The sequence below is a fragment of the Streptomyces sp. NPDC047315 genome, from assembly GCF_040643215.1.
GTDB lineage: Bacteria > Actinomycetota > Actinomycetes > Streptomycetales > Streptomycetaceae > Streptomyces.
In genome coordinates, this window is record NZ_JBEYTZ010000011.1 from 185,056 (window position 1) to 199,007 (window position 13,952).

Below are 13,952 nucleotides of genomic sequence, written 5' to 3' on the forward strand. Positions count from 1 at the left end.
TACGGGTGCGTACGGGTGCGTACGGAACGGCGCTCGCGGCCTACTTGGCCGGGACGCGGACGATCAGCGCGTCGCCCTGGCCCCCGCCGCCGCACAGCGCCGCCGCGCCCACGCCGCCGCCGCGGCGCCGCAGCTCCAGCGCGAGGTGCAGCACGATCCGCGCGCCGGACATGCCGATGGGGTGGCCCAGCGCGATCGCTCCGCCGTTGACGTTCACCCTTTCCGGGGACACCCCCAGGTCCTTCATTGACTGCACCGCGACCGCGGCGAACGCCTCGTTGATCTCGATGAGGTCGAGGTCGTCGACGCCGATGCCCTCCTTGCCGACGGCGTGCAGGATCGCGTTGGACGGCTGGGACTGGAGGGAGTTGTCCGGGCCCGCGACGTTGCCGTGGGCGCCGATCTCGGCGATCCACTCAAGGCCCAGCTCCTCCGCCTTGGCGCGGCTCATCACGACCACCGCGGCGGCGCCGTCGGAGATCTGGGAGGAGGTGCCGGCGGTGATGGTGCCGTCCGCGGCGAACGCGGGCCGCAGCCGGGCCAGGCCCTCCGCGGTGGTCTCCGGGCGGATGCCCTCGTCCCGGTCGAAGACGACGGGCTCGCCCTTGCGCTGCGGGATCTCGACGGGGGTGATCTCGGCGTCGAAGAGGCCGTTCTTCTGCGCCGCGGCGGCCCGCTGGTGGGACCCGGCGGCGAACTCGTCCTGCGCGGGGCGCTGGATGCCGAGCCGGGTGTTGTGCTTCTCGGTGGACTCGCCCATCGCGATGCCCTCGAAGGCGTCGGTGAGGCCGTCGTGGGCCATGGCGTCCAGCATCTCCACGGCGCCGTACTTGTAGCCCTCGCGGGACTTGGGCAGCAGGTGCGGCGCGTTCGTCATGGACTCCTGGCCGCCGGCGACCACGATGTCGAACTCGCCGGCCCGGATCAGCTGGTCCGCGAGCGCGATCGCGTCGAGGCCGGAGAGGCAGACCTTGTTGATCGTCAGCGCGGGCACGCTCATCGGGATGCCCGCCTTGACCGCGGCCTGGCGCGCCGGGATCTGCCCGGTACCGGCCTGGAGCACCTGGCCCATGATCACGTACTGCACCTGGTCGGGGCCGATGCCGGCCCGGTCCAGGGCCGCCTTGATCGCGAAGGAGCCGAGGTCCGCACCGGAGAAGGACTTCAGCGAGCCGAGGAGCCTGCCCATGGGCGTGCGGGCGCCCGAGACGATCACTGTGGTGGTGCCGGTGTTTCCTGACATGTGAGCGATCCCCTTTAGAAAGCCTGCGAGCTCTGACGCCGAGGAGTGAACGATGGTTCACCTCAATGTACTGAGCGGTACGGCCCGGGGTCACCGTGCGCCCGGTGTGACGGCGCGCACCTTGCGTAACCGTCGCGGTGCCGTTCCACTGTTTCCATGTTGACGCGTATCGACCACATCGGGATCGCCTGCTTCGACCTCGACGAGACCGTCGAGTTCTACCGGGCCACGTACGGCTTCGAGGTCTTCCACACGGAGGTCAACGAGGAACAGGGCGTACGCGAGGCCATGCTCAAGATCAACGAGACCTCCGACGGCGGGGCCTCCTACCTCCAGCTCCTGGAGCCGATCCGCGAGGACTCCCCCGTGGGGAAGTGGCTGGCCAAGAACGGTGAGGGCGTCCACCACATCGCCTTCGGCACGGCCGACGTCGCCGGCGACGCGGAGGCGATCCGACAGAAGGGGATCCGGGTCCTGGACGAGCAGCCGCGCCGGGGCTCGATGGACTCCCGGATCACCTTCCTCCACCCCAAGGACTGCCACGGCGTTCTGACCGAACTCGTCACCTCTGCAACGGAGCACTGACCTCCGGTTACCCGGCCCGGTAGAGTGGGCGATTCCGGGCCGGGGCCGGGTCGGGGCCGCGACGCGTCCTCTCATATTGTTCTGTCACCATTCCCCGGGGGGCCGTCCACGAGCGGACGGCGCTTGTGCGGGATCAGTTGCGACCAGGGGACGGATGGGACCGCGTAGTGCGGGGCTACGAACGCCAGGAGAGTCACCGGGCTGAGGACGACCACCTCTCGCGGTTCGAAGCCGAGATGAAGCGGCTGAAGACCGACCGTGAGAAGGCCGTCCAGCACGCCGAAGACCTCGGCTACCAGGTCGAGGTGTTGCGCGCCAAGCTCCACGAGGCGCGCCGCGCACTCGCGTCCCGCCCCGCTTACGACGGCCAGGACCTCGGCTATCAGGCCGAGCAGATGCTGCGCAACGCGCAGGTCCAGGTCGACCAGATGCGTTCGGACGCGGAACGCGAGCTGCGCGAGGTCCGCGCCCAGGCGCAGCGGCTGCTGCAGGAGCACGCGGAGCACCAGGCCCGCCTCCAGGCCGAGCTGCACACCGAGGCCAACCAGCGCCGCCAGCGGCTCGACCAGGAGCTGGCCGAGCGCCGTCGCACCGTCGAGGCGCACGTCAACGAGAACGTCGCCTGGGCCGAGCAGCTGCGGGCCCGTACCGAATCGCAGGCCAGGCGGCTGCTGGACGAGTCCCGGGCGGAGGCCGAGCAGTCGCTGGGCCAGGCCCGCGCCGAGTCGAAGCGGCTGATGGACGAGGCCCGCTCGCGGGTCGGCTCGGAGGCGGAGGCCGCCCGCAGCGAGGCCGAGGCCCTGTTGCACCGGGCCCGCAGGGACGCCGAGCGGATGCTGAACGCGGCGTCGGCCCAGGCGCAGGAGGCCACCGCCCACGCCGAGCAACTGCGCTCCACCACCACCGCCGAGTCCGACCAGGCCCGGCAGCAGGCCAGCGAGCTGAGCCGCAGCGCCGAACAGCGGCTCCAGGAGGCCGAGGACCGGCTGCGGGAGGCCAGGGCCCAGGCCGAAGGGCTGGTCACCGAGGCGAAGGAGTCCGCCGGCCGGCAGCTGGCGAACGCCGAGTCCCTGGCCGAGCAGCGCAACCGCACCGCCAAGGCGGAGATCGCCCGGCTGGTCGCCGAGGCCACCACCGAGGCCGAAGCCGTGAAGGCGGAGGCCGAGCAGGTGCTCACCGACGCCCGCTCGCAGTCGGAGAAGCAACTCGCCGAGGCGGGCGAGAAGGCACGTCAGATCGCGGCCGAGGACTCCGCCGCGGCGATCGCCAAGGCCGCCAGGGACGCGGAGGAGGTCCTGAACAAGGCGTCCGAGGATGCCCAGGAGACCACCCGCAAGGCCGGCGAGGAGGCCGAGCGGCTGCGCCGCGAGGCGGAGGCGGAGGCCGACCGGCTCCGCGAGGAGGCCGCCGAGCAGGCCGACCAGCTCAAGGGCGCCGCGAAGGACGACACCAAGGAGTACCGCGCCCGGACCGTCGAACTCCAGGAGGAGGCGCGCCGGCTGCGCGGCGAGGCGGAGCAGCTGCGCTCCGAGGCGGTCTCGGAGGGCGAGCGGATCCGCACCGAGGCCCGTCGCGAGGCGGTGCAGCAGATCGAGGAGGCGGCGTCCACCGTCGAGGAGCTGCTGACCAAGGCCCGTACGGACGCGGACGAGCTGCGCTCGGGCGCGAGCAGCGACAGCGAGCGGATCCGCACCGAGGCCATCGAGCGGGCGACGACGCTGCGCCGGCAGGCCGAGGAGACGCTGGAGCGCACCCGCACGGAGGCCGAGCGGCTGCGGGTGGAGGCCGAGGAGCAGGCGGACGCGATGCGGGCCGCCGCCGAGTCGGCCGCGGCCACCCTGCGCGAGGAGACCCAGCAGACGCTGGCGGCCCGTCAGGAGGAGGCCGCCGAAGAGCTCGCCCGGCTCCAGTCGGAGGCCGAGGCGCGGGTGGAGTCCGCGGAGCAGGGCCTTCAGGAGGCGCGCTCCGAGGGCGAGCGGCTGCGGCGGGAGGCGTCGGAGGAGGCCGAGCGGCTGCGCACGGAGGCCGCCGAGCGCGTCCGTGCGTTGCAGGAGCAGGCCGGGCAGGAGGCCGACCGGCTGCGTACGGAGGCCGCGGCGGACGCGTCGACGGCCCGCGCGGAGGCGGAGAACGTCGCGGTGCGGCTGCGCGGCGACGCCGCGGCCGAGGCCGAACAGCTCAAGAACGAGGCGCAGGACACTGCGGACCGGCTGCGCGCCGAAGCCGCGTCGGCGGCCGACCGGCTCGGCGCCCAGGCGCAGGAGGCACTGGCCGCGGCGCAGGAGGAGGCCGTACGCCGTAGGCGTGAGGCCGAGGACATCCTGAAGGCGGCGCGCGACGACGCCGACCAGGAGCGCGACCGGGCGCGCGAGCAGAGCGAGGAGCTGCTCGGCTCGGCGCGCAAGCGGGTCGAGGAGGCCCAGGCCGAGGCCCAGCGGCTGGCGGAGGACGCGGACCGGCACGCCACGGAGGCGATCGCCGCGGCCGAGCAGACCGCGAAGCAGGTGCGGGATGCGGTGTCGGGGCTGCACGAGCAGGCGGAGCAGGAGATCGCCGGCCTGCGCTCCGCCGCGGAGCACGCGGCCGAGCGCACCCGTACGGAAGCGCAGGAGGAAGCGGACCGGGTGCGCGCGGACGCGCACGCGGCGCTGGAGCGCGCCACGGACGACGCGACGCAGCTGCGGGCCCGCGCCCAGGAGGAGACGGAGGCGGCGACCGCGCTCGCCGAGCGGACCGTCAACGAGGCGATCGCCGAGTCGGAGCGGCTGCGTGCGGACTCCGCCGAGTACGCCCAGCGGATGCGCACCGAGGCGTCCGACGCGGTGGCCTCCGCCGAGCAGGACGCGGCCAGGACCCGGGCGCAGGCCCGTGACGACGCCAACCGGATCCGTTCGGAGGCGGCGGGCCAGGCGGACCGGCTGGTCTCGGAGGCGACGGCCGAGAACGAGCGCATCAGGGCCGAGGCGCAGGAGGTCCTCGACGAAGCGCGGCAGTCCGCGGACAAGCGGCGCGCGGACGCGGCGTCCCAGGCCGACCAGTTGGTGGCCGAGGCCCGTGGGGACGCGGAGCGGCTGCGGGCGGAGGCGGCGGAGGCCGTGGCCGCGGCGCAGCAGGTCGCGGAGCGGTTGCGGGCCGAGGCGCAGCAGGCCAAGTCGGAGGCGGAGCGGGCGGCCGAACGGGTGCGGGCCGAGGCCCGTACGGCGGCCGACCGCGTCGTGGACGAGGCGCGGGACGCGGCGGCCAAGCGGCGCCGGGACGCCGCCCAGCAGGCCGACCACCTGGTCAACAAGGCGCAGGAGGAGGCCCTGCGGGCTGCCCTGGAGGCGGAGAAGCAGGCCGACACGATGGTGGGCGCGGCCCGCAAGGAGGCGGAGCGGCTGGTCTCCGAGGCGACCGTGGAGGGCAACTCCCTGGTGGAGCGGGCCCGGGCGGACGCGGACGAACTGCTCGTGGGCGCGCGTCGGGACTCCACCGCGATAAGGGAGCGGGCGGACGAGTTGCGGGTGCGCGTCGAGGGCGAGGTGGAGGAGCTGCACGAGCGGGCGCGCCGGGAGACCGCGGAGCAGATGAAGGTGGCCGGCGAACGGGTGGACCAGTTGGTGAAGGCGGCCACCGAGCAGCGCAACGAATCGGCGGAGAAGGCCAAGGAGCTGCTGTCCGAGGCGTCGTCGGAGGCGGGCCGGGTGCGCATCGCCGCGGTGAAGAAGGCCGAGGGCCTGCTCAAGGAAGCGGAGTCGAAGAAGGCCGAGTTGGTCCGCGAGGGCGAGCGGATCAAGGCCGAGGCGGAGGCCGAGGGGCGCAGGCTCGTCGGCGACGGCAAGCGGGAGTTGGACGTCCTCACCCGTCGACGTCAGGACATCCAGGCGGAGATCTCCCGGGTGCAGGACGTGTTGGAGGCGTTGGAGTCGTTCGAGGGGCCGCCCGCGGGCGGCAAGTCCTCGGGCGGCTCCTCAGGGGGCGTCAAAGCGGGTGCCTCAGCGGGAGTTACCCGCTCAGGCGGCAAGTCGACGGGGGACTGAGGACCGTTTCTGCGCCCAAGTCGGGGGCCCAGCCACTCAAAAGGCTGCACATTCTCCAGATCAAACCCGTATCCGCTCGATGACACACCGCTTCGGCCCCTAGGATTCCCTCTATCACCTCACCGGTCTCATTCGACAGGAACCCCATGAGCGACACTTCCTCCCCCTTCGGCTTCGAGCTCGTGCGGCGTGGTTACGACCGCGGTCAGGTGGATGACCGCATTACCAAGCTCGTCGCCGATCGTGACAGTGCTCTGACCCGAATCACCTCGCTGGAAAAGCGGATCGAGGAGCTGCACCTCGAAACGCAGAACGCCCAGGCGCAGGTCACCGACGCGGAGCCGTCGTACGCCGGCCTCGGTGCGCGGGTCGAGAAGATCCTCCGCCTCGCCGAGGAGGAGGCGAAGGACCTGCGCGAGGAGGCTCGCCGCGCCGCCGAGCAGCACCGTGAGCTGGCCGAGTCCGCGGCGCAGCAGGTGCGCAACGACGCCGAGCAGTTCGCCGCCGACCGCAAGCAGAAGGCGGAGGACGAGGGCGTCCGCATCGTCGAGAAGGCGAAGGGCGACGCGACCCAGCTGCGTGCCGACGCGCAGAAGGACGCGCAGTCCAAGCGCGAGGAGGCCGACGCGCTCTTCGAGGAGACGCGCGCCAAGGCGGCCCAGGCCGCGGCCGACTTCGAGACGAACCTGGCGAAGCGTCGCGAGCAGTCCGAGCGCGACCTGGCGTCCCGTCAGGCGAAGGCGGAGAAGCGCCTGGCGGAGATCGAGCACCGGGCGGAGCAGCTGCGCCTGGAGGCGGAGAAGCTGCGTACGGACGCGGAGCGCCGGGCCCGTCAGACGGTGGAGACCGCGCAGCGCCAGGCCGAGGACATCGTGGCCGACGCCAATGCCAAGGCCGACCGGATCCGCAGCGAATCGGAGCGCGAGCTGGCGGCGCTCACCAACCGCCGCGACTCGATCAACGCGCAGCTGACCAACGTCCGTGAGATGCTGGCGACGCTGACCGGTGCCGCGGTGGCCGCGGCGGGCGCGCCCGCCGACGACGAGCCGATCTCCCGCGGCGTTCCGGCCCAGCAGTCCCGCTGAGCCGGAGCCGCATTCGACCCCGCATCAGGTCACAGCTCCAAATCAACCGTCGGGCCCCCCGTCGCTCAAGTGGCGGGGGGCTCGTCGCGCCCGTTAGCGTGGGCGCCATGATCGAGCTAGAGGGTCTCACCAAGCGCTTCGGTACGAAGCTCGCCGTCGACAACCTCTCGTTCCAGGTCCGACCGGGGATGATCACCGGTTTCCTGGGCCCGAACGGTGCGGGCAAGTCGACGACGATGCGAATGATGCTCGATCTCGACAACCCGACGTCGGGTTCGGTGCGGATCGACGGGAAGCACTACCGCGAGCTCCAGGAGCCGCTGAAGTACATCGGCGCGCTCCTCGACGCCAAGGCCATGCACGGCGGGCGCAGTGCGTACAACAACCTGCTGTGTCTGGCCCAGTCCAATCGGATCCCCCGGGCCCGGGTCTCCGAAGTGCTGGACGTCGTGGGTCTGACGCCGGTGGCGCGGAAGAAATCGAAAGGATTTTCCCTCGGTATGGGCCAGCGCCTGGGCATTGCCTCGGCGCTGCTCGGAGATCCACAGGTACTGCTCTTCGACGAGCCGGTGAACGGCCTCGACCCCGAAGGCATCCACTGGATCCGCAATCTGATGAAGCAGCTCGCCGCGGAAGGCCGCACGATCTTCGTCTCCTCGCACCTGATGAGCGAAATGGCCCTGACCGCCGAGCACTTGATCGTGATCGGGCAGGGAAAGCTGTTGGCGGACACGTCGATGGCGGAGTTCATCCGGCAGAACTCGCGCAGTTACGTACGACTGCGCACGCCGCAGCCGGAGCAGTTGCGCGATCTGCTGCACGCTCAGGGCCACACCGTGCTGGAGTCGGCCGGGGCGCTGGAGGTCGACGGCGCGACGACGGAGACCCTGGGCGAGCTCGCGGCCCAGCACCAGATCGTCCTGCACGAGCTGAGCGCCCAGCAGGCTTCGCTGGAAGAAGCGTTCATGCAGATGACCGCGAGTGCGGTGGAGTACCACGCGCACGGCACCCCCACCCCGGGCGCCGCGCTCCAGCAGGGACAGCCCGGCCCCCAGTGGGGCGCCGGCTGGGGCCAGAGCAACGACCAGAACAAGGGAGCCTGACGCATGGCCTCGGTACCCGCCGTCCTCCAGTCCGAGTGGACCAAGGTCCGCACGGTGTCGTCCACGATCTGGACCCTGGTGGCCGCCTTCGTGGCGACGGTCGTGATCGGTGCGGCGCTCAGCGCGGTCTTCAACGCGACCTTCGACGACCTCTCCGACACCGAGCGGCTGACCTTCGACCCGACGTTCGTCAGCTTCTCCGGCACGTCGCTCGGCCAGTTGGCGATGGTGGTCTTCGGCGTCCTGGTGATCGGTACGGAGTACAGCTCCGGCATGATCCGCACCTCCCTGGCCGCGGTCCCGCAGCGCGCCACCTTCCTCTTCGGGAAGATGGCGGTGGCCACCGCGCTGGCCCTGCTCGTCGGCATGGCGACCAGCTTCTCCGCCTTCTTCGTCGGCCAGGCCCTGCTCGGCGACCACGGCACCGACCTCGGCGCCGAGAACGTGCTGCGCGCGGTCACCGGCGCCGGCATCTACATGACGTTGATGGCCCTCTTCTCCATGGCCGTCGCCACGATGCTGCGCAGCACGGTGCTCGCGCTCGGCATCCTGATGCCGTTCTTCTTCCTCGTCTCCGGGATCCTCTCGGTGGTCCCCAAGGCGAAGGAGGTCGCACGCTACTTCCCCGACCAGGCCGGCTCGCAGATCATGCGGGTGGTCCCGGACGCCCTGGGCAGCGACAAGGCGCCCTACGGCCCCTGGGAGGGCCTGGGCATCATGGCCCTGTGGGTGATCGTGGCGATGGTCGGCGCGTACGTGGTGCTGAAGAAGCGCGACGCCTGAGAGCGACCCGTACGGCAGGCCGTACGGAGGCCGCACGGCAGGCCCTCCGGGAAGCCGTCCGGGAACGGAGCGTCGCGGGCCCGTGAGCCCAGCGTGATGCCGCAGCCACGACCGTTCGCCGCCCGATAAGCTCATTGACTTACGGGGGGCGAACGGCAGCGCTGCTGGGCCCCGGACCAACCCGAAGCCGATGGGGCAGGAGCATGATCGAGGCAGTCGGCCTGACGAAGCGCTACGGCGCGCAAACGGCCGTGTACAACCTTTCCTTCCAGGTGCGGCCCGGTGCCGTCACCGGGTTCCTGGGCCCCAACGGCGCCGGCAAGTCCACCACCATGCGCATGATCCTGGGGCTGGACAATCCCACGTCGGGCACGGTCACGGTCGGCGGCCGGCCGTTCCGCCAGGCGCCGAACGCGCCGCGCGAGGTCGGCGCCCTGCTGGACGCCAAGGCGGTGCACGGCGGGCGCAACGCGCGCAACCACCTGCTGTCGCTGGCCCAGCTCTCCGGGATCCCGGCGCGCCGGGTCGACGAGGTGCTGGGCGTGGTGGGGCTCCAGGACGTGGCCAAGCGCCGCTCCAAGGGCTTCTCGCTCGGCATGGGGCAGCGCCTCGGCATCGCCGCGGCCCTGCTCGGCGACCCCCGGGTACTGCTCTTCGACGAGCCGGTGAACGGCCTCGACCCCGAGGGCATCCTGTGGGTCCGCAATCTGATGAAGCAGCTCGCCGCCGAGGGCCGTACGGTCTTCGTCTCCTCGCACCTGATGAGCGAGATGGCGCTCACCGCCGACCACCTCATCGTGATCGGGCGGGGCCAGCTGCTCGCGGACATGAGCGTGCGGGACTTCATCGCGGCGAACTCCGCGGGCTTCGCCCGGGTGCGCACCCCGCAGGACGAGCCGGAGCTGCGGGAGAAGCTGTCCACCGCGCTCGCCGAGGCCGGCGGGCAGGTGATGCCGGAGACGGACGGCGCCCTGCGGGTGACCGGGCTGCCGCTGCCGCGCATCAGCGACCTCGCGCACGAGGCGGACGTACGGCTGTGGGAGCTCTCGCCACACCAGGCGTCGCTGGAGGAGGCGTACATGCGGATGACGCAGGCCGCGGTCGACTTCCGCTCCACCATCGACCAGAAGTCGGGGCTGATGCAGCAGCTGCCCTACGGGGCGCCGCCGCAGGCCGTGCCGGGTCCCCAGGGGCCGCAGCACGGCTGGTACGCACCGCCGCCGCCCGGGCACAACCCGTACGCCGCCACGACGCCGCCCGCGCCCGCGGGACCGCCGCCGGCCGTGCCCGGCGCGCCGGCCGTGCCGGCTGCGCAGGCCGCCCCGAACTCTCCCGACCCGTCCGAGGACGCCCGATGACCACCCCTTACCAGCAGCCGGGCGCCCCCGTCCCCGATTACGCCGCACCGGTCGACTACACCTCGCCGATACCGATCCGCAAGGCCACCCTCGGGGACGCGCTGGCCTCGGAGTGGACCAAGATCCGGTCCGTGCGCTCCACGATGTGGACGCTGGGCGTGATGGTCACGCTCCTCGTCGGCATCGGCTTCCTCGTCGCCGTCGCCGTCAGCACCACCGACGACAGCTACGAGCGGAACGACGTGCTGACGCTCGGCTTCTTCGGCACCCTCCTCGGCAGCATCTGCGTGATCACCCTCGGGGTGCTGACGATCGCGTCCGAGTACGGCACCGGGCTGATCCGGACCACCCTGACCGCCTGCCCGAACCGCGCACGCGTGCTGACCGCCAAGGCGATCGTGTACTTCCTGCTCGTCTTCGGCGTCACCGTCGTCACGACGCTGCTGGTCGGCGCCATGCACGTGGGGATGCTCGGCGGCGAGCCGGACGGCGGGCAGTGGTTCCGCGCGACCCTCGGCGTCAGCCTCTACCTCGGCCTGCTCGGACTGCTGTCGCTGTCGGTCGGCACCATCCTGCGGCACTCCGCGGGCGCCATCACCATCATGATCGGCGTCGTGCTGCTGCCGCTGGTCGTGGCGATGTTCATGGTGGGCAGCTCCCTGCGGGGCACCGCGGAGTTCCTGTTGGAGTACTCCATCCCCAGCCAGCTCGGGGTGTTGTACGACGACGCCCTCATCGAGTCCGGACCGCAGGGCTGGGACCCGCTCTGGATCATGGCCGGCCTGACCGCGTGCGCCCTGGCCGGCGCGTACGCCTCGCTGTTCTCCCGGGACGTCTAGGGGGCGTCTGGCAGTACCGCGCCGCCGCTGTCTCGACGGGCGCGGTTTCGCCGTGCGGCGCGCTGTGTCGTTGAGTCTGCGGTCCGGGGTCAACGCACCCGTAGGGAAACGGCGGCTACGTCCCAACGCACAGGCGCGCGCCGGTAGTTGGACGGGGCAATCACGCGCTAACACTGGCCTGGTCTAGACCAAGAAGGGTACGCTGCCGTCGCTGCTGCCCATGAGCGTCCCTACGGCCAGATGGCGCCGATTGGCATGATCATGCCTGTCTCGTGCTGGGCGGGCCCGAGTCCCCACACCGGAGCCCCCACGAGCCCCCGTTTGAGAGGGGCGGCCACGTCGTCACCGCGAGGCTCCGCAGCAGGTCGACCCACCGGTCCCCACATCGAGATGAGGTCCCATGAACCGACACCGAGCCACCGCCCGCAACGTCGCCGTCACCCTGCTCGCCACCGGCCTCGCCGCCGGACTCGCCGCCCCGGCAGCCGCCGCAGCAGCCGCACCCGCAGCCACCGAGGCGAAGGCCCGCGTCAGCGCCGACTGGAAGACCCAGTCGATCGTCTTCAAGGCCGCCGAAGGGCAGGCCAACGACCTCCACGTGTTCCCCATGGACGTCGGCGCCGGCGTGCGGCAGATCGGCTTCCGCGACTCGGTCCCGCTCGAACCCGGCGACCACTGCGCGTACCGCGCGCCAGGGGACCACACGTACGTGGTCTGCGAACTGCCCACCGACCGCCCCCGGTCGGACAGGATCGACATCTTCCTCGGCGACCGCAACGACAAGATCGCCACCAGCGACCCCGCGGTCCGCACCGTCCGCGGCGGCGACGGGGACGACGAACTGCACGCCCACAGCGCGCACACCGTGCGCGGCGACGCGGGCAACGACATGGTCATGGGACGCGTGGTCATGGACGGCGGCGACGGCATGGACCACCTGATGGGCGACGACAGCGACCAGCGGTTCTGGGGCGGTCGGGGCGACGACATGATCGAGGCGTACGGCGGCGCGGACGTCGTGCACGCCGGCTCGGGCGACGACCACGTCATGGGCGGCGACGGCCCCGACGCCCTCTTCGGCGGCTCCGGCAACGACATGCTGCACGGCGAGGGCGGCGACGACCTGGTCAGCGGCGGCCCCGGTAAGGACACCGTCGACGGCGGCCCGGGACGCAACATCGTCCTGCGCTAGGGCTTGTCCGCAAAGTCCCGCGCGCGTTCAGTACTTGGGGGCGTTCCTGGACCGCTGCACCCGCGTGGTGCGGCGGTCCTTCGCGTTCCAGCACGCCTTGTGCCAGTGCCGGCGGTCGTCCACCCCGCCCCGCTCCGGCCAGGCCACCACGTGCGGTACGCCGGAGGGGATCTCCTGGTCACAGCCGGGGCAGCGGTACGTCTTGCCCGCGGCGCTCGCGCCGGCCACATGTCTGACCGACCACTCCTCGCCCTGCCAGGTCTCGGCGCTGCCGAAGCCGCCGTAGCGGTCGCCGGCTTCGCCGGAGCGGGCGGAGGGGTTGTCGCCGCCCTTGGGGCGGTTGCGGCGGGGGGACACGCGGCACCTCGCGGGGCAAGTGGGGACGTTTCCTGTCGAGTCCAGCCTACGGGCCGACGAGCGGGGTACGCGTACACGGGAGGGTGATCCCGGGCCACCCCTTGGGTCCAGTTACCGGACAATCGCAAGAACTTCGCGGCGGCCCGTGCCTTTGGCACGTGTCAGACGTTAATGCGGGCAGGGGGAGTGCCGCGTCGGCCGCGAGGAGGCAAAAGGCGATGCGCGTGGGTACGTTTGTCCTGGCCGCTCAATTCCCGGGCCAGGGACAGGGGGAGGCGCTGCACCGGGCGGTGCGCTCCACCGAGGTCGCGGAAGAGGCCGGGCTGGACTCCGTCTGGCTGGCCGAGCACCACTTCGTGCCGTACGGGGTCTGCCCGTCGGCCGTGACGCTCGCCGCGCTGCTGCTCGGCCGCACCAGCCGCATCCGGGTGGGCACCGCGGTGACCGTGCTGCCCAGCGCCCATCCGGTGGCGCTCGGCGAGCAGACCGCGCTGCTCCACCTCACCAGCGGCGGCCGGTTCACGCTCGGGGTCGGCCGCGGCGGGCCCTGGGTCGACCTGGAGGTGTTCGGCGGCGGCCTCGCGGCGTACGAGAGCGGCTTTCCGGAGTCGTTGGACCTGCTGATGCGCTGGCTGCGCGAGCCGGCGGTGGCCGCGGACGGCGATCGGTACCGGTTCCGCGAGGTGACCGTGGTGCCCCGCCCCGACGAGTTGGTCGGGGGCGACCCCACCGGCGGCGGGCCGGGCCCCGAAGTGGTCGTGGCCTGCACCTCGCCGGCGAGCGTCCGGCTCGCCGCAGGTCACGGACTGCCGATGATCCTCGGCATGCACTGCGGCGACGAGGAGAAGGCGGAGATGGTCGCGCTGTGGCGGCGGTACGCCCTGGAGGCCGGCCACTGCCCCGACGCCGTCGCCGATGCCGGTCACGTCTCCGCCGGCGTGGTCCAGATCGCCGACCGGGCGAGCGAAGCGCGCGAGACCCTGGTGAAGGCGATGCCCGGCTGGCTGAAGCAGGGCCTGGACGCGCACGTCACGGTCGACGGCAGCCACCGCGCCATGCGCGACCCCGTGGGATACACGGAACTGCTCTGCTCGATCCACCCCGTCGGGCCGCCCCGGCTCGCCGCGGACCGCCTCGCGGCGACCGCGGAGCGCACCGGCATCCGTCGCTTCGCGCTGCTGGCCGAGGGCTCCGGGGACCTCGCGGGCACCGAGTCCACGATCCGCCGCCTCGGCGAAGAGGTGCTCCCCCTGCTGGTCTGACCCGCCCGCCGCCGACCCGCCCACCGCGCCGCCGCTGACCCGCGGCGGCGCGGTGGGACTGCGCGTACGCACGGAGCCCCCCGCCGAGAGGACCCGCCCCTCGCGGGGGGCTCGTGGGAGAGCCCG

General features: G+C 72.2%; 11 protein-coding genes. 9 read left to right on the forward strand and 2 right to left on the reverse strand.

Annotated features, from left to right (window positions below; translation table 11 throughout):
- Positions 1–40: 40 nt before the first annotated feature.
- Complete coding sequence (locus ABZ842_RS15585) at positions 41–1,243, reverse strand: acetyl-CoA C-acetyltransferase (protein ID WP_361537182.1); 1,203 nt, start codon at positions 1,241–1,243, stop codon at positions 41–43.
- A gap of 156 nt (positions 1,244–1,399) precedes the next feature.
- Here ABZ842_RS15585 and mce point away from each other — a divergent pair, with 156 nt between their 5' ends.
- The 8 genes from mce (at position 1,400) to ABZ842_RS15625 (ending at position 12,207) form a co-directional block, all read left to right on the forward strand.
- On the forward strand, positions 1,400–1,828 hold the full coding sequence (gene mce / locus ABZ842_RS15590; protein ID WP_361537183.1) for a methylmalonyl-CoA epimerase: 429 nt from the start codon (positions 1,400–1,402) through the stop codon (positions 1,826–1,828).
- 167 nt (positions 1,829–1,995) lie between these two features.
- Positions 1,996–5,847 carry a polarized growth protein Scy gene (scy, locus tag ABZ842_RS15595; RefSeq protein WP_361537184.1) on the forward strand — a complete coding sequence of 1,284 codons (3,852 nt, stop codon included), beginning with the start codon at positions 1,996–1,998 and terminating at the stop codon, positions 5,845–5,847.
- 146 nt (positions 5,848–5,993) lie between these two features.
- Positions 5,994–6,932, forward strand: coding sequence for a cellulose-binding protein (locus ABZ842_RS15600; RefSeq protein WP_361537185.1), 939 nt, complete (start codon positions 5,994–5,996; stop codon positions 6,930–6,932).
- Between the two features lie 107 nt (positions 6,933–7,039).
- Positions 7,040–8,035 carry an ATP-binding cassette domain-containing protein gene (locus ABZ842_RS15605; protein ID WP_361537186.1) on the forward strand — a complete coding sequence of 332 codons (996 nt, stop codon included), beginning with the start codon at positions 7,040–7,042 and terminating at the stop codon, positions 8,033–8,035.
- Between the two features lie 3 nt (positions 8,036–8,038).
- A complete protein-coding gene (locus ABZ842_RS15610; RefSeq protein WP_361537187.1) occupies positions 8,039–8,818 on the forward strand; it encodes an ABC transporter permease subunit in 780 nt (259 codons plus the stop codon).
- 203 nt (positions 8,819–9,021) lie between these two features.
- Positions 9,022–10,176, forward strand: a complete 1,155-nt coding sequence (locus tag ABZ842_RS15615; protein WP_361537188.1) for an ATP-binding cassette domain-containing protein — start codon at positions 9,022–9,024, stop codon at positions 10,174–10,176.
- Positions 10,173–11,015: an ABC transporter permease subunit gene (locus tag ABZ842_RS15620; RefSeq protein ID WP_361537189.1), complete on the forward strand. Its 843-nt coding sequence runs from the start codon at positions 10,173–10,175 to the stop codon at positions 11,013–11,015. The genes ABZ842_RS15615 and ABZ842_RS15620 overlap by 4 nt, the downstream gene beginning before the upstream one ends.
- Positions 11,016–11,415: 400 nt before the next feature.
- A complete protein-coding gene (locus ABZ842_RS15625; RefSeq protein ID WP_361537190.1) occupies positions 11,416–12,207 on the forward strand; it encodes a calcium-binding protein in 792 nt (263 codons plus the stop codon).
- Between the two features lie 27 nt (positions 12,208–12,234).
- On the opposite strand, the gene ABZ842_RS15630 is transcribed toward ABZ842_RS15625, so the two are convergent.
- On the reverse strand, positions 12,235–12,564 hold the full coding sequence (locus ABZ842_RS15630) for an ATP/GTP-binding protein (RefSeq protein ID WP_361537191.1): 330 nt from the start codon (positions 12,562–12,564) through the stop codon (positions 12,235–12,237).
- Between the two features lie 218 nt (positions 12,565–12,782).
- Here ABZ842_RS15630 and ABZ842_RS15635 point away from each other — a divergent pair, with 218 nt between their 5' ends.
- Positions 12,783–13,826: an LLM class flavin-dependent oxidoreductase gene (locus tag ABZ842_RS15635; protein WP_361537192.1), complete on the forward strand. Its 1,044-nt coding sequence runs from the start codon at positions 12,783–12,785 to the stop codon at positions 13,824–13,826.
- Positions 13,827–13,952 lie beyond the last annotated feature (126 nt).

Excerpts from the sequence above, each read along its gene's own strand:
- ABZ842_RS15610 (WP_361537187.1), top strand. The coding sequence starts at position 8,039 with ATGGCCTCGGTACCCGCCGTCCTCCAGTCCGAGTGGACCAAGGTCCGC.
- ABZ842_RS15625 (WP_361537190.1), top strand. The coding sequence starts at position 11,416 with ATGAACCGACACCGAGCCACCGCCCGCAACGTCGCCGTCACCCTGCTC.
- ABZ842_RS15605 (WP_361537186.1), top strand. The coding sequence starts at position 7,040 with ATGATCGAGCTAGAGGGTCTCACCAAGCGCTTCGGTACGAAGCTCGCC.
- ABZ842_RS15600 (WP_361537185.1), top strand. The coding sequence starts at position 5,994 with ATGAGCGACACTTCCTCCCCCTTCGGCTTCGAGCTCGTGCGGCGTGGT.
- ABZ842_RS15585 (WP_361537182.1), bottom strand. The coding sequence starts at position 1,243 with ATGTCAGGAAACACCGGCACCACCACAGTGATCGTCTCGGGCGCCCGC.
- mce (WP_361537183.1), top strand. The coding sequence starts at position 1,400 with ATGTTGACGCGTATCGACCACATCGGGATCGCCTGCTTCGACCTCGAC.
- ABZ842_RS15635 (WP_361537192.1), top strand. The coding sequence starts at position 12,783 with ATGCGCGTGGGTACGTTTGTCCTGGCCGCTCAATTCCCGGGCCAGGGA.
- ABZ842_RS15615 (WP_361537188.1), top strand. The coding sequence starts at position 9,022 with ATGATCGAGGCAGTCGGCCTGACGAAGCGCTACGGCGCGCAAACGGCC.
- ABZ842_RS15620 (WP_361537189.1), top strand. The coding sequence starts at position 10,173 with ATGACCACCCCTTACCAGCAGCCGGGCGCCCCCGTCCCCGATTACGCC.